Genomic DNA, 18,412 nt, shown 5'->3' with positions numbered 1-18,412 from the left:
TCCTGTTTCAAAACCAACGGTGCGGATGACCTTTCCCGCCGGACGCATCGGTAAGCGGCTGGTGCAGGTGGCAGTCACGTTGTTCGGCCTGCTGCTGCTGACGTTTTTTATTGGTCGCGTAATGCCAGTGGATCCGGTACTGGCAATTGTCGGACCGGACGCTGACCACAGTACCTATCAGCAGGTTTATCATCAGCTTGGTTTTGATAAACCGTTATGGACGCAGTTCGGCATTTACCTTTCCGGGCTGGCGCACGGTGATTTAGGGAATGCGCTACTGACCGGTAAACCCGTGACCCAGGACATTCTGCGGGTCTTCCCGGCCACCATGGAACTGGCGACGCTGGCGATCCTTCTCGGCGCGGGCGTCGGTATTCCGCTCGGTGTGCTGGCGGCGGCAAAACGTAACAGCCTCGCGGATTATGGGGTGCGTATCATCAGTCTGGCCGGTTATTCCACCCCGATATTCTGGGTCGGCATGATGGGCTTACTGGTGTTTTACGCCTGGCTGGGCTGGGTCGGCGGTGCCGGACGGGTAGATTTCAGCCTTGACGGACAGGTCACGCGCCACAGCGGCTTTATGCTGATCGACGCGCTGATCGCCGGAAACTGGGAAGTATTTCGCAACGCGCTCAATCACCTGATTCTGCCGGCGTCACTGCTCGGTTTTCACTCGTTAGCCTACATCAGCCGCATGACCCGTAGCTTTATGCTGGCGCAGCTTTCGCAGGAATTCATTATCACCGCCCGTGTGAAAGGACTGAGCGAATGGCATGTGCTGTGGAACCATGCGTTTCGCAACATCCTGGTTCAGCTGTTAACCGTGGTTGCGCTGGCATACGGCTCGCTGCTCGAAGGCGCAGTGCTGATCGAAACCGTGTTCTCCTGGCCAGGTTTTGGTTCGTATCTCACCAGCAGCCTGATGCTGGGCGACATGAATGCGGTGATGGGTTGCGTACTGGTGGTGGGCATGATTTTCGTGGTGCTGAATTTGCTCTCCGACCTGCTATATCAGGTCTTTGATCCGAGGACAAAAGTATGACGATTTCCCTCGATTCCGTCACGCTCAGCGCGGGCGACGAAAAACGCCAGCGTGTGAAACGGACGCTTGGCCGCGCAGGCCATTTCCTGTGGCAGATGGCGCGTAATCCGCTGACTGCTATCGGTGGTGCGATAATACTGATGCTGATGATTGTGGCGGTTTTCGCACCGTGGATTGTATCGTTTCATCCGCTGGTACAGGATTTAAACAATGCGCTCAGCCCGCCGTCGGCGGTGCACTGGTTTGGCACAGATGAGTTTGGTCGCGATATCTTCAGCCGTCTGGTGTATGGCTCGCGCATCACGCTGTATATCGTGCTGCTGGTGTCGGTCACCGTCGGGCCGCTTGGTTTGCTGCTGGGCGTCACCGCCGGGTATTTTGGTGGCAAAACCGACATGGTACTGATGCGCGTTACCGACATCTTTATCTCCTTTCCGAGTCTGGTACTGGCACTGGCGTTTGTCGCCGCCCTCGGGCCGGGGCTGGAACATGTGGTGATCGCCATTACGCTTACCGCCTGGCCGCCGATTGCCCGTCTGGCGCGAGCCGAAACGCTCTCTCTTCGGCAAGCCGATTTTATTTCGGCGGTGCGTTTGCAGGGCGCGAGCCCGGTGCGGGTGTTGTGGCGTCACATTGTGCCGCTGTGCCTGCCGTCTGTGATTATCCGTATCACTATGAATATGGCAGGGATTATCCTGACCGCTGCGGGGCTGGGCTTCCTCGGCCTCGGTGCACAGCCGCCGGATCCGGAGTGGGGCGCTATGATTTCCAGTGGCCGTGCTTACATGATGGAGTGCTGGTGGGTAGCGACGATCCCCGGTCTGGCGATCCTGATTAACAGCCTGGCGTTCAACTTTTTAGGAGATGGCTTACGTGACATTCTCGATCCCCGAAATGACTGACGCTCCGGCGTTACTCGACGTGCAGGACCTGCACGTCAGCTTTGTGAATGGCCGTCAGATCACGCAGGCGGTACGCGGTGTTTCCTTCCAGCTCGGGCGCGAAAAACTGGCGATTGTCGGTGAATCCGGCTCGGGTAAATCCACCATTGGTCGTGCGTTGCTGCATCTGCATCCGTCTAAAGCGCGTATTACCGCCAATAAAATGCAGTTTGCCGATGTGGATTTACTGCACGCCAGCCCGTCGCAGATGCGGCAGGTACGCGGCAAGCGGATTTCAATGATTATGCAGGATCCGAAATACTCGCTGAATCCAGTGTTGCGCGTGGGTGACCAGATTGCCGAGGCGTGGCGTTCGCACCACAAATGCTCCTATAACGATGCCAAAAACAAAGTACTGAACATGCTCGACGTGGTGCGTATCCGCGACCCGGAACGCGTGTACGGCTTGTATCCGCACGAGATTTCCGGCGGTCAGGGACAACGTATCATGATCGCGATGATGCTGATCACAGACCCTGAAATGGTGATTGCCGATGAACCGACCTCGGCGCTTGATGTCTCCGTGCGTTTACAGGTGCTGGCGCTGCTTGATGACCTGGTGAATACCCGGGGGCTGGGACTGATATTTATCAGTCATGATATCAATCTGGTGCGCAGTTTCTGCGACCGCGTGCTGGTGATGTATGCCGGACGTATTGTCGAATCCATTGCCGCCACCGATCTGGATAACGCGCAGCATCCGTACACCCGTGGCCTGCTTGACGCGCTGCCGGATATGGATAACCGCCGTTACCCGCTGCCGGTGATGCAGCGTCAGGCCAGCTGGCTGACCGATTAAGGAGCACCAATGCAACAGAAAATCATGATCGACGTGCGCAACCTGAACCTGACTTTTGGTGAAGGTACGAAAAGCGCGCAGGTGCTGACAGATGTGGACATTGCCGTGCGCGAGGGTGAGATTTTCGGGCTGGTGGGTGAATCCGGTTCGGGCAAAACAACGGTGCTGAAATGTCTGGCAGGGTTGTTTACTCACTGGAAGGGGGAATTGGAAATCGACGGTCAGCAGCTTGAACACCGCATTGGCCGGGAGCGCTGCAAACTGGTGCAGATGGTATTTCAGGATCCGTACGGTTCACTTCATCCGCGTCACACCATCGGCGACATTCTGGAAGAGCCGCTGCAAATCCACCGCATCGATCAGCGGGAGCAGCGGATCAATACCATACTGGAAAAAGTCGGTCTGAACCGCGCTTTCCGCAGCCGTTATCCGCATCAGCTTTCCGGCGGTCAGCGCCAGCGGGTGGCGATTGCGCGGGCGCTGATCCTTAAACCCCGCGTATTATTGCTCGACGAACCGACTTCTGCGCTGGATGTCTCCGTACAGGCGGAAATCCTTAATTTACTGTTCGATCTTCAAAAAGAGGAAGGGTTGACGTATCTGATGGTGACGCATGATCTGGGCGTTATCGCCCATCTATGCCAGCGTGTCGCGGTGATGAAATACGGAAAAATCCGCGAAACGCTGGACACTGGCGCCCTGCTGCGCGGCGATATCCGTGATGATTACACCCGCACGCTGGTCGATGCCAGCCGTGATTACAGCCGCGAAATGGCAGCGAAAGTGATGTTATAAGGTGGGGTGAGGATAAAGGTCGCTGTAACGCCAATGGTGCAGCGGCCTTTTTACTTTTTATTCCTGATCCTGCCCAACGTAATTCCCGGCCATAAACGGTGCGTCAGTTTCACGGTGCAGGAGTTGCGCCACTCACGTCAGCAAAATTTGTTTCAAGATGTAATTTATCCGCGTAAATGAGAAATTCATATTAGCAAAGAGGGGGCAAAAATTATTAAGAATGGTCTTAATCATCGGGTATTCATTCTTTTTAAAGTAAAATGAATTCAATGCAATGAAAGGAACTTCTGTACTAAGATAATGCTTAATGTACCAGAAAATAAAAATGTGTCTTTGAGTTTTGCTTTAGAAAGGGATGGGTTGGTATAAAAAATCATAATTATCATCATCGTACGTTTGCCAGATGCCTGCTATCTTAGTTAAAAAAACTGTTGGGGCGAAGGCATGAAACTGCTGAAAAATGTATATGAATACCGTGACTGGATGATTAAAGACTATCTGCATCTTGATGATACATTCCCCTCGATTTTCGAACCTGACGAGATTGAAATAGATATTTTGCGGCATGCACCAAAAGAATTTCCGTGCCTTGTGCAACTTGTAGAAGATGAGTCCGGTAATTATCCACAGTTTTTTCAATTTATATACCGATCGCAGGTAGAAGAATGGGCCCGGCTCTTCGGTATTGTTCGTTAGAGAAAATCTTTATTTCAACGGGCTACCTGCGGCGGTGTTTTAATGCTTAACTTTACCGGCCAGTTAAACAGCGAACCATTCACTTTTCGCAAAGCGATTAAACCATTAACACCTTCTTTCATTCCTGATCCTGCCCAGCTTCATCGTCACCTCTTTCGGCATTTTATCCAGATTATCTTCCCGCAACCCCATCACCACGTTGTAGCCCGCCATTAGCATGGGATCGCCCAGGCGTGGTAATGGGGCGAGTTTTATCGGGATAGTCAGTGCCAGGCTGACATCATAATCACACCCCAGATAGACACGTAGCAGGGTGAACACATCTTCACGCAGTTGTCCGCCGGGCAGCCAGCCTTTGGCCTCAATGGGGTCTTCAGTAAACATCTCCACACCGATGCAGTAGTTGGCATCGGAGGTTTCACTGCCGAGGACCAGATGATCGCCCAGCCGTTGTTGTTCTGAAAAAGAGAACCTTGCCCGTTTTCCGGCGGGCATCCGCGTGACCTTGTGAGGCTTCACGATTACGTGAGTGTTGGGTGCCTGCGAGCGGATCACACTGACAATCCCTTCCGCCGTGCGGGTGGTTCTGACCAGCGGCTGCAGTAACGCCAGCAATCGCGAGGCGGGTACGTCGTTACTGTCGGTGATACCGGTCAGGGCCATCAGGCTGCGCGAGGTTTTGTCGGTACCGCCGTCCTCAAAGGTGGCGGGGTAGCTGTACTTTCGCCAGATGCGGTAAAACTGCGTCATCATCCGGTGGTTGAAGATATCTAAAAAGGCCTCCAGCGCCTCATGGCCTTCGCGCTTTTGGGCGATGTCATCGATGTAGCCGGTTGGCAGCGGCGAGTCCACGCCGTACAGCCCCATGAAGGTAGTGCGCGCCGACGGCGGCGCGTCCGGGCGTTCCGCACTCGTGTCCACTGCTTTAAGCTCGCTGACCGGAAAACCCATGCCCGGATGCGGACGAAAACGCACCGCGTCGTTTTTCGGCGAGAAGGTGCTGCCAAGAGGTTTATTATCCGATAGCTGTTTTTCCAGCAACTGGCAAAAACGGTAGAAATTAAAGGCGTGCGCCCGGTCGTTACCGTCTTCGTCCCGCCAGAATTCTTCCAGACGTTTTTCGTTATCTTCCGTTTTCATCAGAATAAAACCCGTGTCAGTCGTCGTTCAGGCCATATCCATTGCTTCCCGGACTGACTGAGCGTCACCGTCAGCTGAATGAATCTTCGGATATCGGCGTACTGGGTGTAGAACTGCTCGAGTATCTCGCAAAACAGCAGGGCATCGCCCTGGCCACAGAACTGATGTTCATCCAACGTTACGCGGATAGCCACGCCGTGCCAGCCTTCGGCAGGATAGTGAGAGGGCGTATACTCTACGCGCGTAATACCCGTAATGCGGCGCGCGTTGTCCGGGTCATGCGTCCAGTCCAGCAGGCTGAGCGCGTGACGCAGCGTGTCGATTTCCATCAGACCGGCGATGGCCTGCGGATGCAGCAGCGATAACACCTGCCACTGATAAAGTTCAGCGGTTGGCGGGTAATACGGCATGGAAGGACGCGAGCGGGTGGCACACTTCAACTCAAGGTTGCCCAGCGCAGTTTCGCCGTCGAAGACGCTTTCCTGCAACGCCATGCGCGGCCAGGCACCGTTGGTGCAGGTCATGTTCAGGCGCATTTTCAGGCCGTTCTGCGCCTCGTGCGTACGGCCTCCGAGCATTAAAATGGTCTCAAAAAGCCCGGACGTTCCCCGGTACATGCGGGTGTGGTAATAACGGTCGGGCCAGTTTTTTGCATACTGGAGCATGCCGCCTTTCTCACGGAACTGGCTGTAAGGCACGTAGCTGAATTCTGTGTTGTCCTCGGTCACTTGTGCGACATCATTGACCGCATAGATTTCGGTGTGTCCGTCGCTGAGCCGGTGCGGCCGCAGACGGTAATCACTGACCGCGGTGGTCACGGTCAGCGGTTGGGCCAGCAGGCGGAACAGGTTGATCACCGGTACGCAGTGCAGGCGGATAGCGTCCGGAGGGACGGCCAAATCGTACGGCCAGCGTTCGCTGAGCGTTACCTCGATATCAAACGAGGTGGTGTCCGCCGGAAAGGTCAGGGTTTCCAGTCCGCGCAGCTGCATAAAGAAATATCGCCCGGGTGAAGTGAAATACTCCAGCCACGGGCGCACTTCGCCGCAGAGTGCCGGGCTGTCGCTCTCCGGCCACTGTGAAGCATCATTTTCTGTCTGCCAGCGTGGTATAAACTGCACGTCCACCGGCGTCAGCCCGGTCGATTCCTGCCAGAACCTCACACTCACCCGTTTCACCTGACGGCTGAGAGCCAGATACAAAGCCGACTGCAGCACACGGTCGCCGTTCAGGTACAGGCTGATGTTCTGCCAGTCGGCGCGGCGGATTTCAGTGAGGGCGGACAGGGTGAAGCGCAGTTTCAGCGCCTGCTGGCCTTCTGGCAGGGTGAATAACGAGACGTTATCAAGGGCAAACGGATGCACTGTCAGGTCGCGGGTCGTGCGGTAGACGCAGCGCTGACGGTCATTACCCGGCTGCCGGGTAAGCACTTCGCTTTCAGCAGGCAATACCTCCTCACGCAGGTGCAGCTCCGGCTCTGCCGGTGTCAGTTCGACAATCGCGGTGGAGGGCAGGGTGCGGTTGATCACCGGCAGCAGGTGCGAGAGCAGCGGCTCGGTCAGTTCGGGAATATCATCATCAATCTTCTGCCGCAGCTTGGCCATCATCAGCGAAAAGCCCTGAAACAACCGCTCGACCGAGTCATCGCGCGGAACCGGACTGCCGTCTAACCCCAGTGCGCGTCCCAGTTCCGGGAATTCTTTCGCAAACTCCAGCCCGGCTTCCTTCAGATAGCGCATCTCGCCGTCAAAATATTTTAAGAAATCGTCTTCCATGTCGGTGCCTGTGTTATCGGAAAATAGTATTGGGTAACCTGAAGCCGCTGAGGTTCAGCAGACTGACCGGGTCGTTGCCGGCGGTAAAGGCCAGTCGGTAGTTAAGAGGCAGGCCGTCTTCAGCGGTCCAGACCACCTGATAATGCGTGTCGTCCACCGGCATAATCTTGGCCATCTTCAGTAACCGGTAAAACGCCCAGGTGCCAGGTGTATCAAAACAGAGCCGCGCACCGGCGCGGACGCTGGTCCACATCAGCGATGCACCGGGAGCCCAGGTATCGCCAGGCCACTGAATATCCTGCCAGAACGGCATCTGATTGAAGTACACCAGCTTCTGGCCGTCGATAATCAGCTCGGTCTGCACCACGTCTCTGGCTGTGCCCGCCTCCAGCCTGAAGCGAAAACCCCAGCCCGTATCGTTAAGCATGTGACCTAAGCGGTCGAGTTGATTCAGCTTGTTCACAAAGGATGAATTGACCGACAGCCCCGGCGGCAGCTTATCCGCCTTCTGCCAGCGGTTGTCTTTGTACTCCAGCACGCCGTTCAGGTGTTCACGGATAAAACCGGCAATCAGGCCGGTCTGCGGATTGATAAAATCGTTCAGTGCGGCCAGCGAGGCGTCGTTCGGGCTGTCGGCGAACGGGAAGGTATTATCAAACTCTTTATGCCAGGCCGCGACAATCTCCTGCTGCCACTGCGCATCCATACCTATTACGCCGGCGGTCATCACCTCTTTCCAGGTCTGGCTGAGCGGCGCTAAAAACAGCGCCTGCGCCATCGGCTGCCAGCCGTTGCCCAGCTGAACGCGCAGACGGGCGGGTAACTCAGAAACCGTGTTATCAATCTGCGTACCGCGAAATACCGACTGCGAGAGTGCCGCCGTGCCGCCGGTGGCCGCCGACAGGTTGCGCATCTTGTCGCGCAGTGTGGCCGTTTGTGACCGCCAGCCTGACAGCGTAATGCCGGCCCCTTTACCGGCACCGGTTGTCATCGAGACGATGCCGCCAAATACCGGCTTCAGGGCCGGGTTCAGCGCATGGCGTCGCTCGTTCGGGCTGCCCGCCAGCCCCTGCCACGCCAGCTGTTTCATCAGCGCTATCTGTGGCGACCGGCTGACGTCGGCGGCCAGCGTCAGTTGCTCCACCTGATTAGCTGTCGTATGCGCCTTCATCTGGTTGAGCGTTTTCTGCCATGTGGTGCCGTATTCGGCAAAATAGCGTGCCGTTAACCGTTCCCCAAGCGCGGCAGGTGAGCGCGAGGCTTCCACCGGCTGCCCCGGCCCGGCCAGCACCCAGCCGACCTGTTCCTCCCGCCGGGTGACCAGCGCGGCAATCTCCGGCGCGATTGCCCCTTCATACGCCTGGCGGGTAAAGCTGCCTGGTACGTCGGCGTCGAGGGTAAACATTCCGCCCGAGTCCTGACCGTTAAGCAGCTGCGTCAGCGACAAATCCGCGAAGTTGCGGGAGGTGCGGTAAATCAGGGAACCATAAAGTTTTTGCTCCGCGTCCGCGCCGCTCATGGCGTTCAGCAAGGCCGCCCGCGCCTGCGCGACCACCGCGTTGTCAGGCTGGATTTTCCAGTCAGGATGCCCGGCGAACTGCGCGGCAAAGAAGGCGATATCCTGCGGTTCGATGTTCTTCAACAACGGCTTCAGCTGCTGCGCAAAATAACGCTGCGCGTCACTGTCTGCGGTTTTATCGGGATGAGCCAGCATCAGGTAGGTTTTCAGCTGGTCATAGTCAGGGGTTGCTGACGTGAGCAATGCGCTAAGTTGATGCTGTGCCGGTTGCACAATAAGCCGCTGAGCCAGCGTGTTATATTGCGGCCAGAGTGCGGGCAGTAAGCGGTACGTAACATCCAGTCCAAAACGGCGGTACAACGGCGTCCCTTCCTGTTGCTGAGCCAGCAGGGTTTGCATGGTGTGTTGCAACGCAGAGAGCACGGCAGGTGAGGGAGAGGTGTTCGCCTGCTTAACCTGCTCCGCGCTGCCGGTCACCAGCCGGTAGTTGCTGATGCCGGATACTGTCGTACCGATGGCCAGAACCAGCATCGCGGCGGCGCTACTCCACTGCGCCACTGTTCGCGCCGTTACGCCGACCGGATGACCGGCGCGGCGATGAATACCCGCAGACAACTCCCGCCAGACCGGAGAATCCGTGCGCTCATGCGGGCTGTACGCCCGTAGCGTCAGCGCCGGTGAAAACGCCACGCCGTACAGCGGCAGCTGAAAATAGCCACTGAGCAGCGGTTTGAATGCATCTGCCCAACCGGACAGGCGGGCTTGTAAATCACTGACCAGTTGCAGCAAAAACGTGTGACGCATATTTTCACTGATTTGTGCCATGCCCTGCGCGCGCAGATCCGGGAGCAGGGACTCCACGGAAGACAATAAAGACGCCGGCGTCAGCCTTTTGTGCTCCAATACACCGATCAGCTTTACCGCACGTTCAGGCTGCGGCCAGCTCAGTTCACGCCGGTCCAGCAGATACACCGGCAGTTCCCAGCGCAGCCGGTGGCGGACGATTTTATAACCGCGAAGTACCGCGTCTGCCTGCTCCGTCTGGGTATAGTGCGCCTCATGACTGACCCAAATCAGCACATCGGCAGGGGCGTGAGGGCGCAGACGGCGCAATGCATGAAGATCTGCAGGATTGCCGCCCGCCGCCAGCGACCCGCCCCATAGCAGCAGGGTATTGCCGACCGTCATCCAGCCGGATTCTGTCAGCCCCGGCGCGACCGCTTCAATATCGGTCACTTCACCCATCACCAGCAGCCAGGGGAGTTTGCGTTTCCAGCGCAGGCCGTAGCGATGCCGGAGGGCTGATTTTAATCGCCCAACATCAATGGACGGCTGAACAGGCCGCTCTGATTCTGTACCCTTCGATGCGAATTTGGGGCGCACAGGAACCCGCCAGCTGGCCGATGTGGTGACGAGGGTAAATGACAGGGCAATAAGCGCGACAATCAGCGTGATGATCAGAACGGTCATTAAAATGCCGGAGTGCTTTGAGGACGAAGAAAACACGCCGTATTGCCGGATCACACTGATAACCGCAACTGCAACGGCCAGCAGCAGGAACAATATTCCCAGACGTGTAATGATTTTCTTCACAATCAGCTTCCTTGCTGCGCAGAACGGATAAAGTGCGGTTCAAGCAGACGATTCAATATGATCCGCAGGCCCACGGCGCTGCCAATCATCGTGACGACCAGCGTCAGGATCAGCGTGATTGTGCCCCGGAAAGAAAACAGCCAGTCCGGGAAGGCATGGCCGAGGGACCAGAACAACACCAGATTGAACAGCAGTGAAGCGACCAGGCATCCGGCAGGGTAGACATCGCGGGGTAACTGGCTGTGATAGTCAGCCTGAACCGGCGCTTGATCCCCGACAACCACCGCCCAGGCTGACTCTTCAGCGGCGGCCAATACCCACTGACTGCCCTGCCCGCGCTTAATCATGTCGGCAGCGGCCCCCAACATCAGCCAGCCCGAAAGAGAACCATACCCTCCACAACCTTTGTCGAAATCCAGTTGCCCACCCATAGGGGCTTCCTGGCGCAGCGGTAATTTCAGGTCATGAACAACGGCATTAAGCTTCTGACGCAGGATGTCGGTCAGCCCGGAGAACCACACCAGACGAAGAGACTCTGCCGGTTGTTGCGATATATCGCGCAGTTCCCGCAAATCTTCCGGCAGTTTTTTCAGGTTTAACGGCATGGCTCTGAAGAGCTGCGGGGCATTTTGCACGGCATCGGGTCTAAGCAAGTTGGCGGGGGAGAGCAGCAGGCCGGTCGCGATTTCGCTGAGAGGCTTTTCCTCCACACCGTCGTAGTAGTGCATCGCAATAACGAGAGAGGGAGTGCGTGCGTCTAAGCAGGTTCCCACAGTTTCCAGAGACGCCTGCGGGCCGACAGGGTTTACCTGTAACGAGTAACCGGGATAAAGCGTTTGCCAGAGCTCTTCGAGGTAGAGAATGTGTGTTTCAGTCACCTCCGTTTGCGTCTGCACATAGAGTCTGAACGTTCCCTCCCCGGGCAGATTCAGCGTTTTGATTGCGTCTTCAAACGACGTCAGGATATGGCGGCAGATGATTTCAAAGCGATAAATCCCCGGCGGCACGTCATCGTCAGGAAACAGCAACACGGCAGGCTCCTCGTTATCGCCTTCTGGACGGGAGAGGCCCGCGACCTGCGGGTATAAATCCAGCCTGGTGGTGAAGTTCACGCTATCAACGATATGCAGATGCTGATGTGTCCAGTTTTGCCATGCTGCATTGGTGTTTGCCTGCCAGTATGTCCAGCTGTAATACATCAGCGCACTGGTTTCCCATGTCAGGAGATAAAGCGACAGACACGACAATATCCCCACCAGCGTGAAGCCGGTCAGCGGCAGATAATGACCTGAAGACAACGGATACAACCCGGTTGATGGCGTATCGAGCACCACCCAGACCAAAGCCAGTGCAAAAGCCAGCAGGAAGATAAACACGCACACCCACGGCGACCATGACATGGGTTTTTGCGGTAACGTTGCCTTGGGAACTGACCAGCTCATTATTCGAACCCCGCAGCAGCCAGGCTGGCATAGACTACCGACCCACATTCAGTTTTGCACAGATGTACCACAATCCCTTTTCCCTGCTCCTCATAACCCGGCTCGCATTCGATGATGCGGTTCGGGCCATGTTCCTCGCAGCTCACCATGTCATGTAGCAACGCCGCATTTTTGCCCTCAATCTCAAACGTCGATGAAGCAGAAATCACAGCGCCGCCGTGGGAGGTTTTATCCCCAAGAACTACGACATTTTTCATGCGAGCTCTCCCTGCGGTTTCTGTGCCTGGACTAACGCGATATTGTCAGCCTCGGCCTTTTTCACTGCGGCGTCATAACGGTGCCGGGCATCAGCATCTACGTCTTTACGGATAATGGGCGGCAGCGGAGGTGGCGTGAATGTGCCTGTTTTGTAATAAGAATCGCTGCCCTGATACGTCCAGTCAGCCATTCTCCTTAGCATCAGCATCCATTCATCCTTCTGACCGATATTACAGAAGCCTATCGGCAAGTCGTAGGCTACCACCTGCTGAAGAAACAACGGGTTTTGGGGTAAATCACTGTGGTCCGCAGGCCGGGAAATATACTGGCTTATGCGCGATCGCATCTGTTCAACGCTTTCCCTGTCAACATTCCGTTTATCATAGGGAGAGCCTGAGCCTGGCGAAACAGGGAAGGTTTTGCGCTCATTGAAGCCATAGAGTTTGATGTAGTATTTGTAGTTATTGTCGTTGGGTGCCTTTGACTCCGGGTCGATGGTGCTCCAGCTATACCCATAACTGTCGTAGTTTTTATCAGCCAGATAGATCTGATGCGCTGCTTTATCAGCGGGTAAGTCTTCAATATGTTTGCGGTCTTTATCGAAATCAGCCAGCTGCTCCGCAGTTATTGGCAGAGGGACCTGTTCGGCATTGATGAACAGCTTTTGGTTTGGGTCCGGATCAGGCCAAGCCTGGCGGCTAAACACAGAATCATTGCTGTCCCAGAATTTTTTACCGCCATTCGGTTTCCAGTCCCTGCTCATATCCGGCAACGTACCGAACGACGTTTGGGGGTTGGGGGCTTCGCCACAGGCCATATTTCGGGCGAGCATGCGCACAAAAAGTGAGTTTTTCGACACCATCGCAAAAACAGGGTGCGGCTGGGTATAGTTGCTGGCTTTCGTATTGGGAAGCCCTTGCCAGCCAATACTCAATAAGGGTGACGACCCCATTACCCGGTCATGTGGGCTGCAATAAATATACGTGCGTCCGTGATTGTCCCGCTCAGGAACATCCGGATTGGAAGTTTTCCCATCCGGTTGCCAGTTCTCGCACGCACCATCAAGACCACAGACGAGTTTCTTCGGGTTGGCGTTCTTAAGCCGGTCCTTATTTTCAGCCACTTTTCCGACAATATCAGCAAAGGTGACGCGTCTCGCGGCTTCAGAAATACATTCCGCTAATGGATAGGAGAGATAGTCCATCCCCTTACTTTCCAGACAGAGCGGAGAATTCATCAAAAAGAGCGCATCAGGTGCGGCGCCCTCCATTGCCGCCGCTGCGGTGGCAATCATGGTGCCCTGACTGTGAGATATAACGGTGACGGTATCCGTCGGGCTGAGTTCGCGGATCTTTCTCACCAAATTAGCCAGTCGTTCGGCTGCATGGGCGTAGTATTCGCGCGGCGGTGCGTTTGCCAAAAGGCGGTCTGTTTCCTCATTGATAAACTGCGTACTGAAAGGGATCGGTATTTTATTCACCCATTTACTAAAACCGTATTTACTCCACAACGAATACAGTGAAGTACAACCGTTTTGAAAAGGGCCACCGCCCCAAAAAAAGCGGTCGTCACTATTCTTAATTTGTTCATCTGTAAGATCTGTATAGCTATAGCCTAAAGCTGTTCTCAGCGGGATGACAAAATCCTTTTCATTACCTGGTTTTGCTGAGTATCCCCAGTAAAAACGTATAACAGGTGAACGTCCTTTAGTAATGATTTTTACTGGAAATGTACTGTCTTCATTGTATGTGATCGGTGTTAAAGCAAATTCAGTGTCTTTCAGACCAAGACGTCGATTAAGGCCTTCACAAAGATATTGTTCGGCTGTTTTGTACCATTCACCTTCTGAGTTTACGCCGTGAACAAAGATAACCAAGCCGGGAAGTTGGATCCCTTTTCTGATCTCCCCCCGAACACAAACATTTTGCGGACTCATAGTACTTCTGGCTTGTTGAATACCATTAGGTGTCGTTTCACTGTTCAGTAAGCGAGTAGGTTGATCGTGTTGATAGGCTTCAGACATAAATCATCCTTGATTTTCAGATTGGCGGGGAAGTAAATCGAGATTACAACTAAAGTGAGTTGTAATCTGAGAAGATAACTCCAAGCTAGGAATTACATCCTCGGGTGTTTTATTTCTTATGTCATAATATATTATGCTTATTTTACTACCAAGTTCAGAAAGTTGTTCGGCCGTATAAGAATATTTTGTTGATAACAATCTACCACTTATTCCTAAAGGGTTTTCCTTATCTAATACATCTTGAGGGATACCTATCGTCAGCATTTTTTTGTAAAAAATATCGTTTATTAAAATCTCTCGTGGCTGTATGAATGCATCTGTTCTATTGACCATGTATTTATCAGCGGTATATCCTTCATTTTTGATATAGATAGCGTCATCAGTCACAACGATGGTATAATTTTTAGAGCTTGAGCTATTAATTGCCCCAAACTTAATATCACTAAAATTTTTTCCGCCATTATTACTGGCTGACAAGATACTGTAAGCACAACCCCGGAGCGGGTCCCCGCATGCATCGTTATCTCCACTCACTAACGGTAGCGCCAGCATGTCGTCGTTTTTCGCTGCCCAGATAAACTTGCCCTTATAGTTCATTGTTCCCTTAGAAAGGAACCAGAGCTTCGTTTTTATCTTCTTGTTATCATTGTGATAATAAATCGACCCATCATCGCAGTTCGAATAATCCTCCAGCGTGAGATAGCGATTTTTATCGATACGATAAATCACCTGTGGCGGGTTATGGATGGGTTGTACTGCCACCTTTCCTGGCTGCGTGGATGTTTGCACCGGAGGCGGTGTCACCGCACAGCCATTCAGGCTGGTCAGCGAGAATACTAATGCACCTGCGAGTAAATTTAGCTTTTTCATGGTCATCCTTGATTTTTTGGCTGAGAAGGATGAAGAGTGGTCTTGCAGCTAAATCTGTTGCTAGCTGAACTGTCCTGCTTTAAGTCAGGTAGTTTCTCTGTAATTGGGGAATCATTATATTTATCGAATAGAGCAGCAGCTTTCACAATCAATGCCGCGCTTTGTGCTTCAGAGTAATGATATTTATTAGTTAACCTGAGGTCGGAGTAACCTAAAGGATTCTTCTTTACTAAAACATCTTCAGGCACACCTAACTTGATCATTCCTTTGTAAAATTCATCCCGTATCCAGGCTTGCCTCACGTTATAGAACTCACCAGCGCTATTTATTGAATATTTATCTGCGGGATATCGGTCACTTTTGATGTAGATGGCATCATCGGTTAAAACGATTGTGTATTCTTTCGAGCCGGAGCTATTACTTGCATCAAATGTAATATCACTAAATTTTTTCCCACCATCATTACTGGCTGACAAGATACTGTAAGCACAACCTCTTAGCGAGTCCCCGCATGCATCGTTATCACCACGAACAAATGGAATCGCCAGCATGTCGTCATTTTTGGCTGCCCAGATAAACTTGCCCTTGTAGTTCATTGTTCCCCTGGAAAGGAACCAGAGCTTCGTTTTTATTTTCTTGTTATCATTGTGATAATAAATAGAACCATCATCGCAGTTCGAATAATCCTCCAGCGTGAGATAGCGATTTTTATCGATACGATAAATCACCTGTGGTGGGTTATGGATGGGTTGTACTGCCAGCTTTTTTGGCTGCGTGGATGTTTGCACCGGAGGCGGTGTCACCGCACAGCCATTCAGGCTGGTCAGCGAGAATACTAATGCACCTGCGAGTAAAGTTAGCTTTTTCATGGTCATCCTTGATTTGTTAGCTGAGAAGGGATCAGTGCGGCATTGCAGGTAAATTGATTGCTGGCTTCATTATTTTTCTTTATATCGGGGAGTTTTTCTGTATGCGGGGAATCATTGTATTTATCAAACAGAATGCCGGCTTTTATACCCAGCGCATCCACTTGGGCATCAGAGTAATGATATTTATTAGTTAGCTTGCGATCGTAATATCCCATTGGGTTTTCTTTAACTAATACATCTTCAGGTACACCTAACTTCAACATTCCTTTGTAAAATTCATCCTGGATCCAGGCTTGCCTTACGTTATAAAACTCGCCATTGCTATTAATTGCATACTTATCAGTAGAGGGATATAGGTTGCTTTTGAAGTAAATTGCATCATCAGTCAAAACGATTGTGTAATTTTTAGAGCTTGAGCTATTTATTGCACCAAATTTAACATCACTAAATTTTTTCCCACCATCATTACTGGCTGACAAGATACTGTAAGCACAACCTCTTAGAGAGTCTCCACAAGCATCGTTATCACCACTCACTAACGGAATCGCCAGCATGTCGTCGTTTTTCGCTGCCCAGATAAACTTGCCCTTATAGTTCATTGTTCCCTTAGAGAGGAACCAAAGCTTCGTTTTTATCTTCTTGTTATCATTGTGATAATAAATAGACCCGTCATCGCAGTTCGAATAATCCTCCAGCGTGAGATACCGATTTTTATCGATATGATAAATCACCTGCGGCGGGTTATAGATTGTTGCAGCCAATTGTTGCTTCTTAGTAGCCTCAATTTTTAAAGCTTCTTGCCTTTCATTATATTCTCGAGCCTGACGAGCTTCCGCTATTCCGGAAAAAGGGTTACCTATAGCCAGCCCTCCCCAGGGGCCAACAGCACAACCTGTCATACTTATCACCGCAGAAAGACTGAGCGCGCTGACGATTAATTTAGTTATTTTTTTCATATTCGGTCCTTGAAGTCCTTATTCGCCATCCAGTAACGAAATGACCATATCCTGCGCGGCTTGTGATTGAGTGAGAGAGGTCATGCCTTTTTCATCAGTCAGCCCTTCAATGATCTGTCCGTCATCCAGCGTGATTTTATATTTCTGGGAAGCCAGTGGTTTGCCGTTGAGCGGATGAGTAACGACAAACCCTTCATTGAACTGTTCCGGCTCGAACGATTTCATCGCGCTCTGCATGCTGGCCGAGCCCTGCTTGACGATGCCGCCATTTTTCACCAGCAGTTTCCCCGGCCCGCCAACTTCAACGTTACCGCCTTTCAGCTTGATGTAGGCTCCGCCGCAGACCAGAACCAGCTCGTCCTGTGCTGTCACCGTCATTTTTTTGCCACTGGCAATATGCGTATCGTCCGTTGACCAGGTGGTGAATTTCCCGCCCTGCGCCTGAACGTCGATGTCGCCTTTGGCGGCAAACATTTTGGTGCCCTGTCGGCTGTAGAGGCTGATTTGATCACCGGCGGCGACGGTGAATTTCTTCGTCGCGCCGATATCCACCTGCTTACCGGCGGTCAGCGTCAGGCTGTCTTGCGCGTACAATTGCATACTGTCCCCGCTGACAATACCGACGCCTTTTGGTGCGCTTAAAAGCAAAACGGCTCGCTGAAGTTTGTCGAGTTTCTGCTGTAACAGCGTCTGTTGCCGGTCGATGTCTGCGGCTAATGCCTGGGCCTGTTGAGCACTGGCCGACAGGCTCTGCATTTCTACCATCGCACTGGAAAGAAGTGCTTTGGCCTGTTGCATGTCCAGTTGCTGACCTCCGGCACAAGCCTGCACATCGGCGGAAATAAACACACCCTTGCCGCCACGAACGGCCACCCAGTCGTCGGTGCGCAGCTCGGCGCCGTGACCGCGGTCTTTACGTTTATCATCGACCAGCGCACCCAGGTTCAGCTGGCTTTTGCCGCTGGCCGGTGTGGAAAGCTTGATGTGTTCTTTGCCTCGTGAATCATCAAGTCTTAACTTATTTCCAGAAGGCGTGCGGATAACGTTCCGCTTGTAGTTCGGCAGCGCCACAGGGTCCGGATGCCGTGAATCGTGCAGCGCATAAGCAATGTACGGCCGGTCAACGTCGCCGTTCTCGAAGGCAATCGCCACGCCGGTGGAGTCCAGCAGCGGCATATGGAAGCCGCAGGTATCCCCGGAATAGGGTTTTGCCAGACGCAGCCAGCAGCTCTCAAAGCCTTTCTGCCATTCGGTGCGGTCGAAGCCAAACTTCGCACGGTACAAACCGTCGGCGCTGATATGGCCATAAGGTTCATCCGGATGTGCGCTGGAGATGCGGGCAGGCAGCGTGCCGGTGACGGTCGGCCACGGCAGCAGAGCGGGGCGATACGGATGCCGGGTATTGCGCGGCACGGCGGTGAAGGTGACGAAGTACGCCGTGTCGCGGGCGACGTTGGTAGAGTTCGTGGAAACTATCAGCAGGCCGTCCGGCGCTTCCGGCCAGTCTTTACCGGGCGTGGTAATGACCATTCCCGGACGCAGCGTCATGCAGTTGGACTTGCCCCCGAAGGTGATTTGTTCGCTCAGATAACGCTCCTGACGGCGTCTGGCGTACCACATCCCCTGACCGGGCTCGTTGCTGTATTCCTTGCCCGGCTCAGGATAGGACTCACCCCAGCGGTAATCTTCGGCAA

At 53.4% G+C, this 18,412-nt stretch carries 15 protein-coding genes; 5 read left to right on the top strand and 10 right to left on the bottom strand.

Annotated elements, in window-relative coordinates:
- Positions 1–25 precede the first annotated feature (25 nt).
- The 5 genes from ACOZIO_RS11870 (at position 26) to ACOZIO_RS11850 (ending at position 4,273) form a co-directional block, all read left to right on the top strand.
- Positions 26–1,042 carry an ABC transporter permease gene (locus ACOZIO_RS11870; protein ID WP_129953729.1) on the top strand — a complete coding sequence of 339 codons (1,017 nt, stop codon included), beginning with the start codon at positions 26–28 and terminating at the stop codon, positions 1,040–1,042.
- A complete protein-coding gene (locus tag ACOZIO_RS11865; RefSeq protein WP_129953345.1) occupies positions 1,039–1,944 on the top strand; it encodes an ABC transporter permease in 906 nt (301 codons plus the stop codon). Before ACOZIO_RS11870 ends, ACOZIO_RS11865 begins: the two co-directional genes overlap by 4 nt.
- Complete coding sequence (locus tag ACOZIO_RS11860) at positions 1,916–2,782, top strand: ABC transporter ATP-binding protein (protein WP_129991132.1); 867 nt, start codon at positions 1,916–1,918, stop codon at positions 2,780–2,782. The genes ACOZIO_RS11865 and ACOZIO_RS11860 overlap by 29 nt, the downstream gene beginning before the upstream one ends.
- Positions 2,783–2,806: 24 nt before the next feature.
- Positions 2,807–3,577 carry an ABC transporter ATP-binding protein gene (locus ACOZIO_RS11855; RefSeq protein ID WP_421595417.1) on the top strand — a complete coding sequence of 257 codons (771 nt, stop codon included), beginning with the start codon at positions 2,807–2,809 and terminating at the stop codon, positions 3,575–3,577.
- A gap of 444 nt (positions 3,578–4,021) precedes the next feature.
- On the top strand, positions 4,022–4,273 hold the full coding sequence (locus tag ACOZIO_RS11850) for a hypothetical protein (protein ID WP_129953344.1): 252 nt from the start codon (positions 4,022–4,024) through the stop codon (positions 4,271–4,273).
- A 105-nt stretch (positions 4,274–4,378) separates the two neighbouring features.
- On the opposite strand, the gene tssG is transcribed toward ACOZIO_RS11850, so the two are convergent.
- The 10 genes from tssG to ACOZIO_RS11800 form a co-directional block, all read right to left on the bottom strand.
- Positions 4,379–5,413 carry a type VI secretion system baseplate subunit TssG gene (tssG, locus tag ACOZIO_RS11845; protein ID WP_129953343.1) on the bottom strand — a complete coding sequence of 345 codons (1,035 nt, stop codon included), beginning with the start codon at positions 5,411–5,413 and terminating at the stop codon, positions 4,379–4,381.
- Complete coding sequence (gene tssF, locus ACOZIO_RS11840; RefSeq protein ID WP_421595305.1) at positions 5,413–7,188, bottom strand: type VI secretion system baseplate subunit TssF; 1,776 nt, start codon at positions 7,186–7,188, stop codon at positions 5,413–5,415. The genes tssG and tssF overlap by 1 nt, the downstream gene beginning before the upstream one ends.
- A 13-nt stretch (positions 7,189–7,201) precedes the next feature.
- The gene (locus ACOZIO_RS11835) at positions 7,202–10,300 is read right to left on the bottom strand and encodes an ImcF-related family protein (RefSeq protein WP_421595304.1); all 3,099 of its coding nucleotides are present in this window, start codon (positions 10,298–10,300) and stop codon (positions 7,202–7,204) included.
- 2 nt (positions 10,301–10,302) lie between these two features.
- Complete coding sequence (locus tag ACOZIO_RS11830) at positions 10,303–11,742, bottom strand: hypothetical protein (RefSeq protein WP_421595303.1); 1,440 nt, start codon at positions 11,740–11,742, stop codon at positions 10,303–10,305.
- On the bottom strand, positions 11,742–11,999 hold the full coding sequence (locus ACOZIO_RS11825; RefSeq protein WP_377427757.1) for a PAAR domain-containing protein: 258 nt from the start codon (positions 11,997–11,999) through the stop codon (positions 11,742–11,744). Before ACOZIO_RS11825 ends, ACOZIO_RS11830 begins: the two co-directional genes overlap by 1 nt.
- Entirely contained in the window at positions 11,996–14,023 is a 2,028-nt protein-coding gene (locus ACOZIO_RS11820) for a T6SS effector phospholipase Tle3 domain-containing protein (protein ID WP_421595302.1), read from the bottom strand. Before ACOZIO_RS11820 ends, ACOZIO_RS11825 begins: the two co-directional genes overlap by 4 nt.
- Before the next feature lie 3 nt (positions 14,024–14,026).
- On the bottom strand, positions 14,027–14,893 hold the full coding sequence (locus ACOZIO_RS11815) for a T6SS immunity protein Tli3 family protein (RefSeq protein ID WP_421595301.1): 867 nt from the start codon (positions 14,891–14,893) through the stop codon (positions 14,027–14,029).
- A 2-nt stretch (positions 14,894–14,895) separates the two neighbouring features.
- A complete protein-coding gene (locus tag ACOZIO_RS11810; RefSeq protein ID WP_421595300.1) occupies positions 14,896–15,762 on the bottom strand; it encodes a T6SS immunity protein Tli3 family protein in 867 nt (288 codons plus the stop codon).
- Between the two features lie 2 nt (positions 15,763–15,764).
- Positions 15,765–16,718: a T6SS immunity protein Tli3 family protein gene (locus tag ACOZIO_RS11805; RefSeq protein ID WP_421595299.1), complete on the bottom strand. Its 954-nt coding sequence runs from the start codon at positions 16,716–16,718 to the stop codon at positions 15,765–15,767.
- An 18-nt stretch (positions 16,719–16,736) separates the two neighbouring features.
- On the bottom strand, positions 16,737–18,412 hold a 1,676-nt coding region (locus ACOZIO_RS11800), incomplete at its 5' end, for a DUF2345 domain-containing protein (RefSeq protein ID WP_421595298.1).

The sequence above is a fragment of the Rahnella sp. PD4 genome (assembly GCF_049199325.1).
GTDB classification, from domain to species: domain Bacteria; phylum Pseudomonadota; class Gammaproteobacteria; order Enterobacterales; family Enterobacteriaceae; genus Rahnella; species Rahnella perminowiae.
Note: the sequence above shows the minus strand (reverse complement) of the source record. Positions and strands in the feature narration are given on the sequence as shown.

Excerpts from the sequence above, each read along its gene's own strand:
- ACOZIO_RS11870 (WP_129953729.1), top strand. The coding sequence starts at position 26 with ATGACCTTTCCCGCCGGACGCATCGGTAAGCGGCTGGTGCAGGTGGCA.
- ACOZIO_RS11865 (WP_129953345.1), top strand. The coding sequence starts at position 1,039 with ATGACGATTTCCCTCGATTCCGTCACGCTCAGCGCGGGCGACGAAAAA.
- ACOZIO_RS11855 (WP_421595417.1), top strand. The coding sequence starts at position 2,807 with ATGATCGACGTGCGCAACCTGAACCTGACTTTTGGTGAAGGTACGAAA.
- ACOZIO_RS11850 (WP_129953344.1), top strand. The coding sequence starts at position 4,022 with ATGAAACTGCTGAAAAATGTATATGAATACCGTGACTGGATGATTAAA.
- tssG (WP_129953343.1), bottom strand. The coding sequence starts at position 5,413 with ATGAAAACGGAAGATAACGAAAAACGTCTGGAAGAATTCTGGCGGGAC.
- tssF (WP_421595305.1), bottom strand. The coding sequence starts at position 7,188 with ATGGAAGACGATTTCTTAAAATATTTTGACGGCGAGATGCGCTATCTG.
- ACOZIO_RS11830 (WP_421595303.1), bottom strand. The coding sequence starts at position 11,742 with ATGAGCTGGTCAGTTCCCAAGGCAACGTTACCGCAAAAACCCATGTCA.
- ACOZIO_RS11825 (WP_377427757.1), bottom strand. The coding sequence starts at position 11,999 with ATGAAAAATGTCGTAGTTCTTGGGGATAAAACCTCCCACGGCGGCGCT.
- ACOZIO_RS11820 (WP_421595302.1), bottom strand. The coding sequence starts at position 14,023 with ATGTCTGAAGCCTATCAACACGATCAACCTACTCGCTTACTGAACAGT.
- ACOZIO_RS11815 (WP_421595301.1), bottom strand. The coding sequence starts at position 14,893 with ATGAAAAAGCTAAATTTACTCGCAGGTGCATTAGTATTCTCGCTGACC.
- ACOZIO_RS11810 (WP_421595300.1), bottom strand. The coding sequence starts at position 15,762 with ATGAAAAAGCTAACTTTACTCGCAGGTGCATTAGTATTCTCGCTGACC.
- ACOZIO_RS11805 (WP_421595299.1), bottom strand. The coding sequence starts at position 16,718 with ATGAAAAAAATAACTAAATTAATCGTCAGCGCGCTCAGTCTTTCTGCG.